Here is a 9808-nt window from a genome sequence, read left to right as displayed (position 1 = left end):
AGTCCCCGTCATCGTTGTCGAAGTCCCCGTCATCGTTGTCGAAGTCCCCGTCATCGTTGTCGAAGTCCCCGTCATCGTTGTCGAAGTCCCCGTCATCGGCGACGGTGCCGGGGACGGCGACGGTGCCGGGGACGGCGACGGTGGGGTAAAAGCTACTGGTACTGCACTTGGCATTGTTCCGACTCCTTGCGACGCTACTCAAAAACTAACTACTAAATAAACTTAAAGTCAGATGCAGTAATGACGGTGCTCAGGGCTCCCGGCACTGTAGGAATAGAATTCAACACTCCCAAATCGAAAGCTGGGAGACTGTCATCTGCCACATTCGGGTCGAAGCCGAGAACGTACTTGTTAAAAGTATTGTTCAGGTACACGAAGAAAGCTCCTGTTTTGCTCGAACCCTTTTGATTTTTCAACACTGCATTTACTGCTTGAGCGTTATCAAATTTAGATTCAAACAAAATGACTGATTGCTTGCTGATGTCGTCGCCGCTAGACCCGATATTCCTGACGATAAAACTGGTGAAATCGAGAGTAGTTCCTGAGTTGGTTAAACCTGCAAAATTTGACGACCTGAACAAAAATCTGTCGGTCTCGCTGCCGTTAGCGTTAAAGTCAGCAATCACGTCCACGCCTTCGCTGGGAGTTTCGTAGTAGAAGAAATCATTGCCAGCATCGCCCGTGAGCAAGTCAGAACCGACACCGCCACCCAAAATGTCATTGCCCGCACCGCCGGAAAGCGAGTCGTTGTCATCGCCGCCCAATACCAAGTCATTGCCGAAAGCGCCGCTGAGACAGTCGCTGCCGACACCGCCGTCGAGAGTGTCATCGCCCGCTTGGCCGTCGAGGGAGTCGCTGCCGGCCTCGCCCAACACGTAGTCATTGCCCAAACCTCCGAGTCCCGTGTCGTTGCCTCCTCCACCCAACATCGTGTCATCGTTGTCGCCGCCCAAGATGGAATCGTTATTGATACCGCCGTCGAGCAAGTTTCTGCCCAGTCCACCGTCGAGGATGTCGTCGCCTGCACCGCCGTCGAGGGAGTCGTCGCCAATGCCACCAAGTAAGGTGTCAATCCCGGCGCCACCAAGTATCGAGTCCTCGCCGGATTCTCCCAACATCGAGTCATTGCCTGTTCCGCCGTCAATGGTGTCGTTGTTGTCACCGCCCAAGAGGTTGTCATTGTCATTGCCGCCGAACATCAGGTCGTTGCCCAGTCCGCCGATCAGCGAGTCTATGCCGTCTTGGCCGTCAACGGTGTCGTTGCCCAGTCCGCCGTCAACGGTGTCGTTGCCGATCGCACCCACCACCGAGTCGTTGCCTGCTTCACCGAATACGATGTCGTTGCCGCCATTACCATCGATCAGGTCGCTGCCGTCGCCCCCAGAGAGGGTATCGTCGCCGGCCCCGCCGAGGATGAAGTCGCTGAGGTTGCTGCCTGTAAAGCTGCTGGCGGGGAGTGCGCTGCGATCGACAATATTATCTACCACAGTGATGCTGAAGGATGCCGGCCCGATAGTTGCAGATCCGTCGGAGGCTGTAAACGTGAAAGTGTCGCTGCCACCTGCTGCCAGCAAGTTGTATTTGACGATGTTGTTGTTGATATCGTCTTGCGTGAATTTGCCGCCGACGTTGAGAAAGGTGCTACCCCTTTGGACAAAACCTCTGGTAGCATCGGGGGCTTTAGTAATCGTGTAAACGATTTCCAAGGGGCTGTTGTCGGGATCTGTGACTAACAAATCGGCGGCAGTGATTGTCTGGATAGGATTACTTTTGGCAACCACCACACCGTCGTTAATTATTAGCTGCGGCGGGCTACTGACGTTGATGGTTACTACCGCCTTACTTGTGCCGCCGCTGCCGTCTGAGATCGAGTAGCTGAAGCTGTCAGTACCCGAAAAGCCGGGATTCGGGGTGTATTTGAATACGCCGCCGCCCACGGGCACCAGGCTCCCTTTGCTTGCTGGAGCAAAAGTCGTGACAGTCAGAGCGCTTTGTTCCTGGTCAGTGTCGTTCAACAGAACGTTGAAACTGAGTGGTTGACCCGCAACCGTGGTGAAGTTATCGTTAACTGCTCTTGGAGGTTGGTTAAAGATGGGCGTCGGGAACGTCGGCGGCGGACTTCCTGTCGGCGTCGGACTTCCTGTCGGCGTCGGACTTCCTGTTGTCGGCGTCGGGAACGTCGGCAGTGGCTCTGTCGGTGTGGGCGGTGTCGGACTTCCTGTCGGTGTCGGACTTCCTGTCGGTGTCGGACTTCCTGTCGGTGTCGGACTTCCTGTCGGTGTCGGACTTCCTGTCGGTGTCGGACTTCCTGTCGGCGTCGGTAGGGGAAGCGGAGTTGCGCTGCCGGGAACTGTGGGGGCAATTACAAATGAGCTTCGCCCTAGGGTTCTGCTGTCTACTCCGGGCAATACTGCTAAAAAGTCGCCGCTGACGCCGTTGCGAATAATCGTACTGCCGGCTTTCGTCTCAGTGCTTTGGAAGATTACCAAATCTTCAAACTTGAGGTCGCCGGTTAACCCGATTAAATCTTCGCCTTGGCGAAAGTCTGTGAAAATGTCGGCATCGGCGATATCGGGGCCGCCTGTGGTGAGAAATGCCGGGTTAGTGCCGTCGCTGCTGCCGCTGGGGGAACTGAAGCCACCGATAACGAAGACATCTCTGCCTTCGCCTCCTGCGATTATGTCTTTGCCTGCTTCGCCCCAAAGAACGTCGTTGCCAGCACCGCCGTCCACGATGTCATCACCGTCGCCGCCGAATACTATGTCATCGCCGTCGCCGGAAAAAAATGTATCCCCGCCGGCGTTTCCGTATAGCCAGTCGCCTCCTTCGTTGCCAAATAGCAAGTCTTCGCCGTCGCCACCGAAGAGCGAGTCGTTGCCTTGGTCGCCCCACAGGATGTCGTCGCCTCGATCGCCCAAAAAGCTATCGTCGCCAGCACCCCCACGCAAGCTGTCGCTGCCTTTGCCGCCGTAAGCCGTGTCTCTGCCTTCGCCTCCGATTACCGTGTCGTTGGCGTCATTGCCATACAGCAAGTCAGGGTTATTTGCCCCGTCGAGGCAGTCGTTGCCTTTGCCTCCGTACAGGGTATCGAGTCCTAAACCGCCGTCGATAACGTCGTTGCCTGGTGCGCCGAACAGCACGTCGTCATCATCGCCCCCGAATACTAAATCGTCGCCCTCGGCTCCTTGCAAGGTGTCGTTGCCTTGCAGCCCGGAAATCACGTCGGGCCCGGGACTGCCAACTAAGGAATCGTTGGTTTCTGTGCCACGGACTACGCCGCCGATGACTGCGGGCGACGTACCTTGGCCTCCGCCCACTGTGTCGTCTATGCCGCCAAATGTGTCGTCACCGGAGGGAGTTGGTGTTGGAGGTGGTGTTGGCGTCGGAGGTGGTGTCGGCGTCGGAGGTGGTGTTGGTGTTGGTGTTGGCGTTGGTTCTGGTGTTGGTTCTGGTGTTGGTGTTGGTATAACTACTACTGGCACTGCACTTGGCATTATTTTGGCTCCTTTAAACGACGATCCCGATTAACTTTAAGAACTGATTAGTATCAGATACATTTAACCCGGTAAATCCCGGACGCTCGCCTGGAATAACCGTGTATGGCAAGATAGAGAAAGCAGCAAGCTCTCCCATCAAGGAGGTATCTCTCAAAGCTTTCAACAAAATATTGAAAGCACCGTTTTTGTCTCTGTCCAGAGTGTGTCCGCACTCTGGACATTTAAAGACTTTAGACCCGCCTAATTTAGTATGAATGTGTCCACACTTTGAACAGGTTTTTGAGCTGTACTCTTCTGTCACGTCTACTACAACACCACCATGTTTAGTGGCTTGATGCTTCAACATTTGTTTAAAACGATAATGACTTAAAGTGACCATCGCCCTAGCTGTTTTAGTTGCTAAAGAGCGCTTACCTTTCTTGACCATTTGTTGTGTCTCAAAGGTTGGCAAGAAAATTAACTTGTACTTGCCTGTCAAATATTTTGCAGCTTTTTTATGCAATTCATTGACTAAGTTTTTGATTTTGATTCTAATTTTTGCTGCTGATTTTCGCAGGCCATACCTCAGCCGCTTGAATTGCCTTCCTTTACTTAGCCCTATGCGGGACATCAATTTGTCTAGATGTCTTGCTAGCCGATAGATGCGACCGATATCGTTTTTTCCTATTTCGACAAAGCCACTGCCGTCAAAACCAGTAAGGAAAGTTCTAACGCCCGGATCTAAGGCTATAACCAAATCGCTATCAATCGGCTTGATTTTTGGTACATCAATTGCATAGCAGATAAACCATTGCCTGTTAATCAAGCTGAGTGTTGGTTCGTGTTGCATTACCTCGATGATAGGTTCCGAGGCTTTAAAGGTTAGCCCTTTAGTAGAAGTTGGATAAAAAGTCCCCAATTTCCAATTAGATGTTTGAAACCGGATAGTCCCAGATGTATCAAAACGGCTTCTGAATTTTGCCGTCCCTTTTGTCTTTTTAGCTGCCTTATGCGCTTCAAAAGCTTGAAACACTGCCATTTGTCGCGGATTGTAAGGTTGCTCGGAAACCCAGTTGGGAGCCGAATCCATTATTTTCTTTCTTAAGTCATACTTGCCAATTCTTTCGTCTTTAAGGATAGCAATTGCTTGGTTGTAACACCATCTACTTGCTGCAATCCAAGTCCTCCATTTGGCTGCTAGCTTGGTTTCCGGGTAAACTCGAATCTTCTTTGATAGCAGATTTTTATTTTCGCAAGCCGTAGAGTCGGCAACTAAAGACGTGGATGATGGCAAGGATATCTTCAACCATTTCTCGTTCTGGAGACAGCTCGTTTCTGCCCAGAACCATGAGTTGGCAATTGTTTTGCTCGCAGATCCATTTGATGAGATCGCCGCCAAACCGGCACAGTCTGTCTTGGTGTCCCACCACAACTGTTGAGATATCTCCTGACATGACTTGTCCCAGAAGGGCAAGCAGGGCTTTTCTTTTGAAGTTGAGTCCGCCTCCGATGTCTTTGAAGACTTTAGCTTGCGGGTAGAGACTTTGGAGGTAGCTAACTTGTCTGTCAAGGTGTTCTCGTTGTTTGTAGCTGCTGACTCTGGCGTAGATGGCTGTAATTCGGTCGTGTCCGGTTCCGAGAACGCTGTCGATGTCGTAGCGTCGCTGGTTGGAGGGAGTTCTGATTGTTGATATTTTGTCGGCAAGTTCCCAGTCTCTAAGGGTTTTTTCTGAGACTTGCAGGATTTTGCAAGCTTCTGGCGGTGTGACATATCTGGTCATCGCTAGGTGGTATTTTTGTTCTCAATACATAATATAAGCTTTTACAAGGATTTACCAAGAATTCCCAAGAAATCGTTTACTTTGCGACGGCAGTTTGTTGCCACAAATCTGGCTTAAAATTGATTAATAACCCCATCATTTCTAACATACTAAATCCAAAATGCAACGGCTATAGATATTTTTTAAGCCGGGCATCTTTTGAGTTCAAAATATTAATGATTGCACGTTTTGCTGCCTATCTTGGGTATACTTTAATATCGCGCCATTTCGATAGAACCTAGAAGTCGGGATTGGAGTCAGCCCGGTGTATTTATCCAGAATCCGAAAAAATAAAAATCTTCGCCGTCATAATTTTTTCTTTCCGAATGTTCAATGCTGAAAACAGATGTGCCTCGTGCCTGCAGAAGCGAATGCCTTATGCTGACTGCTGACAAGAAACAGAGCTGTTAATTAGGGGCAGAAGCGGCCCGGTTTGTTCTTGTCCACTGACGGATAGTTCGCTGTGGCAAAGGTAAAGCAGGGCACAGCGACTTAACAAATCTAGCAGAATTCGCCGCAGTCGCTGTTGGTCAGCCGCCGTTTCTTCTTCGGTTTCCCAGGGACGCCCCAGTTGCGATCGCAAAAATAAGGGAGCACCAAACAATGTCGCCGCACCACCACTCAGCCACAGGGGCGAGCCGGCATCCAGCCAAAAGTGCCATTTGTGGGCGCGGCGGCTGCTGCGGTACTGGAAGATGTTGGCGAGGGTGACGGCTCTGGCTGCTGGGCCTTCGGGACGCACTGGAAAGGGGTTGGCGGTGACGGTTCCTTGGCGCAACAACTGAATGAACCGGGCGATCGTTTCTGAGTCGCCACCGTTTGTGGGTTCTACGCGCTGCATTCGCCCGTTGATTTCCCAGTAGTGGGTGGCGGTTTCCATTAACTCGCGCAGGGCTGCTAGCCGATCGTAGGGCAGGTATCTGTCGTTCATGAGAAATTTCTGGATTGCTCGATCGAGTAGGGCAATTGGACTCGGCAACAGCCGCTCCTGCTGTTGCGATCGCTGTTGTTCGATCCACTCCACAATCTGCTCGTAGGCCCGGGCTGCTCGGTGTCCCACTCTGTCCCACCGGGGAAAAGCTGTAATGGGCAGCAATTGAGGTCGATCGATATCTGGGCAAAAACAGTGATCGGCGATTAAACCTGCTCTCACTTGGTCGATCGATTTTTGATTGTGAATTTGAGATTTTAGATTGAACGTCGAGTTGGAATCTTCTGTTTCCAATGAACTGTGTTTCTGGCTGCCCAACACTACCAGCATTTCTGCTGCGCCGTCTCGATCGACTAAACGGCCGAGTCCCGGATAAACTAAGGCTAACAAAGTGAGTAAAGCTCGAATCTCTGGGGTAGTCGAGAGCGGCCGCTGATCGTTGAGAGATACGGCCGCGATATTAGATCGCGCCAGAATTTCCGTTAAACTGTAACGGGCGATCGCATCCATCCCAGGGGCAATTACGGCGATTTCCTGGGGTTCCACGGCTTGTGACTTCACCGCATCCACGATGATTTCGGCGGTTTCTCGCAGCAGTTGAGCGCGGGAAGTGGTTTGGAGCGATCGAACTTTACCGGGCAAACTCAAGCCTAAAGGATAAAAACCCTCAGTATTAACTGCTAAACTTACCGCTAAATCTCCAATCTCTGGGGCTAAACCGGCTTTTGCGTCCAAATTTTCCACAGTTTGACAGCGGCTTTCGAGTCTGGCTAGGTATTCCGTGTCAGCCCCCAAGCCCAAACGCACTCCTCCCTCTGGATTGTAGGAGAAAGCCCCCGCTGCACCAAAGTCGAGCATTCGATCGAACAAATGGCGACTTATCGCGGGATAATCGTCAACATCGTCTGCGATCGCAGCTTGGTATCTAGAGGCCAACTGCTGCTGGTAGGTGGCATCCGGCAACAAATAGCGCCAGTAGAGTTCGCAAACAATCCCGTAAGTCAGGAACCCCCGCGTCAAGCACCATTCCCGCCACCTTTCGAGCAACTCTCCCATGCTAGTCCACAGGTTGTTCGAGCCCCCGTCACCAGCAAATCCCTGTTCTAGAATGCTGGGAATCTCTTCTCTGGGCGTACCGCTGACAGCAGCAAGTTGTAATAAGTCAAGTGTTCGACGCACCATTCGGTTTGGGCTTACCCCTGTTTGTTGCAAAATGCCTTCGTCTAGTTCGCGACGCCAGAGTCTCGCGGCAAGTTCCAGTTCTGTTTCAGGTTGCAGCCGCAGGGGAAATTGAGCCCTCAAATCCAGCGACTGAACTAGCAGCGGCCAAAATAGCAATACCTCCTGCTCAAAAAAACCGAAGGGTGTTGTGGAGTGAAAGGTATATTTTCCTTCGGTAGCGACGGCGATGCGATCGGCCAATTCTAGCCGGTTGTCTCCGTTAGCTGCTAAGACTAAAATTGCTGGGGCAGTTTGTCCAGCCCGCCGCCGCCCGGAACTCGATCGCCCTGAAACTGTTGTGGGCAAAGGCTTGACCGTTTTGCTCCAAATGCAGAACTGCTCGACTAAACGAGTGGTTTTACCGCTGCGGGCAGATCCGACAATCCAAATTGAATCCGAGACCTCGGTTCCCAATTTAGGTAAATTTGTTACCATACTGTGAATACTTTAATCACTAATGTCTACAGCCAACTAACCAGCTTTAGCTATGAATACTTCTCCGTGGCACAGGATTGTAAAATATCTCTACAGGGCTAACCAATGGTATAGAGAAACGCCTGAGAGGGCCCTAGAACAGGCCTACGATGCAGCCTTAGCAATTAAGGCGATCGAAGACGAGCATTTTGGCGGTCAAGGAATCTCTGAGCGAGCGTCGGGAGATTACGGACAAAGCACCCTGTCTTACTTTAAATCCGAGCTGCAAAAATACCTCAAGGTCATCCAAACCCGAATGGTTGAGTTTAATGCTAGCCGTTCTTTTTTGGAACTGCCGGAGCGAGTGGGGGCCAAACCGAAAACGGGAAACAGCGCGGATCATCACCAGCACGGATTACATCTCAACAATAAAGATAGAGCCTCCCTTATATTTGAGAAGCTAGAGTTTATTGATGGAGTCATCGACAAGTATATTAATAATAGTAGATCGACGGCAATTGTGCCGGTTGTCAGTTCAGTAAATCTGCAGGCAAAATCTACAAATAGCAGCTCTCCACCTGACCCAAAAAATAAAGGTTCAGCTAATTCTGTTCAAATTCACGATGGTGAGGTTGACACTAACTATGAAGAAGTGAATTTATTACCGCGATCGCTTTTGGGAACTTTGAATCGAATTACTAAAGATTTAGACCCGGAAGCAGAAAAAGAAGTAGTTAAGAATTTCCGCAATTCCAAAGTAAAAACAATTATCTCTCTGAGATTTATTTTGCTTTTGATTTTAGTTCCGCTGTTGACGAATCAAATTTCAAAAAACTTTTTAGTCGGGCCGGTAGTTGACCACTTTAGAGGCAAAGAAAATGCTCCAGTTTTCCTAAATGTTAACCTGGAAGAAGAAGCATTCCAAGAACTGGAGAGATTTGAGCAACACCTCAAATTTGAAAGGTTAATAGGCATTGCTCCGTCGCTTTCTTTAGAGGAAACGGAAAAGAAGATTGCCGAGAAAGCAGTTGAAATAGCGGAGGAATACCGCGGTGAAAGTGGTGGAGCCATTAAAAATATTTTTGCCGATTTGATTTCCTGCATAGCCTTTGCCGGGATTATCGTCACTAACAAGAAAGAGATTGAGATTTTAAAGTCTTTCATGGACGATGTGATTTACGGCCTCAGCGACAGTGCGAAAGCTTTCGTAATTATTTTGTTTACAGATGTGTTTGTCGGATTCCACTCGCCTCATGGTTGGGAAGTAATTCTCGAAGGTTTATCGAGGCATTTGGGACTGCCAGAAAATAGGCAGTTCATATTTTTGTTCATTGCAACGTTTCCAGTTATCTTGGATACGGTATTTAAGTATTGGATATTCCGTTATTTAAACCGGAGTTCGCCTTCGGCTGTTGCTACGTACAAGAATATGAACGAGTAATCAGAGGCGAAGGAAGTTCGGCAACGGATTATGTAGCGGATGTAGCGGATGTAACGGATGTAACTGATGTAACGGATGTCAGGAAGTTCGGCAACGGATTCTGTAGCGGATGTAACTGATGTAACGGATGTCAGGAAGTTCGGCAACGGATTCTGTAGCGGATGTAACGGAAGAAGAAAAAAAGATGTAATAATGGCAATGGTTTCAGCGATTAAGAACGTCCTCAGTAGGATCTCCACTGCACAGAGAGTGGCTTACCCATAGCGCATAAAACTATTTATTTTTTGCGTCAGGAGTGGTTGAATTAAGTTGATCTACTTAAGCTGTTGGGCCTCTAAATTTTATTTTTGGGCGGGTTTTTGCGCGCACCACACAATAATTTTATCAAACTTGACTGTCCTAATGGCTCGGCTCAGGAAGCGTAAAATTTAGGATCGCGAATTAAATAACTTACAATTTTAATTGTTATTGTGGGATGGGCGTCCCGCCCGTCCTTTTTGGACGG

6 protein-coding genes are annotated in these 9808 nt (G+C 49.8%); 2 read left to right on the top strand and 4 right to left on the bottom strand.

Annotated features, from left to right (window positions below; genetic code table 11):
• On the top strand, positions 1 to 220 hold a 220-nt coding region (locus tag QUA16_RS33390; protein WP_333108745.1), incomplete at its 5' end, for a hypothetical protein.
• On the opposite strand, the gene QUA16_RS33385 is transcribed toward QUA16_RS33390, so the two are convergent.
• From QUA16_RS33385 to QUA16_RS33370, 4 genes are all read right to left on the bottom strand, one after another.
• Positions 213 to 3494: an Ig-like domain-containing protein gene (locus QUA16_RS33385; RefSeq protein ID WP_333108744.1), complete on the bottom strand. Its 3282-nt coding sequence runs from the start codon at positions 3492 to 3494 to the stop codon at positions 213 to 215. The two genes, QUA16_RS33390 and QUA16_RS33385, sit on opposite strands and share 8 nt — an antisense overlap.
• A 13-nt stretch (positions 3495 to 3507) precedes the next feature.
• Entirely contained in the window at positions 3508 to 4770 is a 1263-nt protein-coding gene (locus QUA16_RS33380) for a transposase (protein WP_333108743.1), read from the bottom strand.
• Positions 4721 to 5257, bottom strand: a complete 537-nt coding sequence (locus QUA16_RS33375) for an IS607 family transposase (RefSeq protein ID WP_333108741.1) — start codon at positions 5255 to 5257, stop codon at positions 4721 to 4723. The genes QUA16_RS33380 and QUA16_RS33375 overlap by 50 nt, the downstream gene beginning before the upstream one ends.
• A 415-nt stretch (positions 5258 to 5672) precedes the next feature.
• Positions 5673 to 7883, bottom strand: a complete 2211-nt coding sequence (locus QUA16_RS33370; RefSeq protein ID WP_333108739.1) for a recombinase family protein — start codon at positions 7881 to 7883, stop codon at positions 5673 to 5675.
• A gap of 52 nt (positions 7884 to 7935) precedes the next feature.
• Here QUA16_RS33370 and QUA16_RS33365 point away from each other — a divergent pair, with 52 nt between their 5' ends.
• Entirely contained in the window at positions 7936 to 9303 is a 1368-nt protein-coding gene (locus QUA16_RS33365; RefSeq protein WP_333108738.1) for a proton extrusion protein PcxA, read from the top strand.
• Positions 9304 to 9808: the final 505 nt, after the last annotated feature.

This window comes from Microcoleus sp. S13_C3 (genome assembly GCF_036700905.1).
Classification (GTDB): Bacteria; Cyanobacteriota; Cyanobacteriia; order Cyanobacteriales; family Microcoleaceae; genus Microcoleus.
This window is presented reverse-complemented; position numbering and strand designations above follow the sequence as displayed.

Coding starts and splice junctions, on each gene's coding strand:
- QUA16_RS33385 (WP_333108744.1), bottom strand. CDS start 3,494: ATGCCAAGTGCAGTGCCAGTAGTAGTTATACCAACACCAACACCAGAA.
- QUA16_RS33375 (WP_333108741.1), bottom strand. CDS start 5,257: ATGACCAGATATGTCACACCGCCAGAAGCTTGCAAAATCCTGCAAGTC.
- QUA16_RS33370 (WP_333108739.1), bottom strand. CDS start 7,883: ATGGTAACAAATTTACCTAAATTGGGAACCGAGGTCTCGGATTCAATT.
- QUA16_RS33365 (WP_333108738.1), top strand. CDS start 7,936: ATGAATACTTCTCCGTGGCACAGGATTGTAAAATATCTCTACAGGGCT.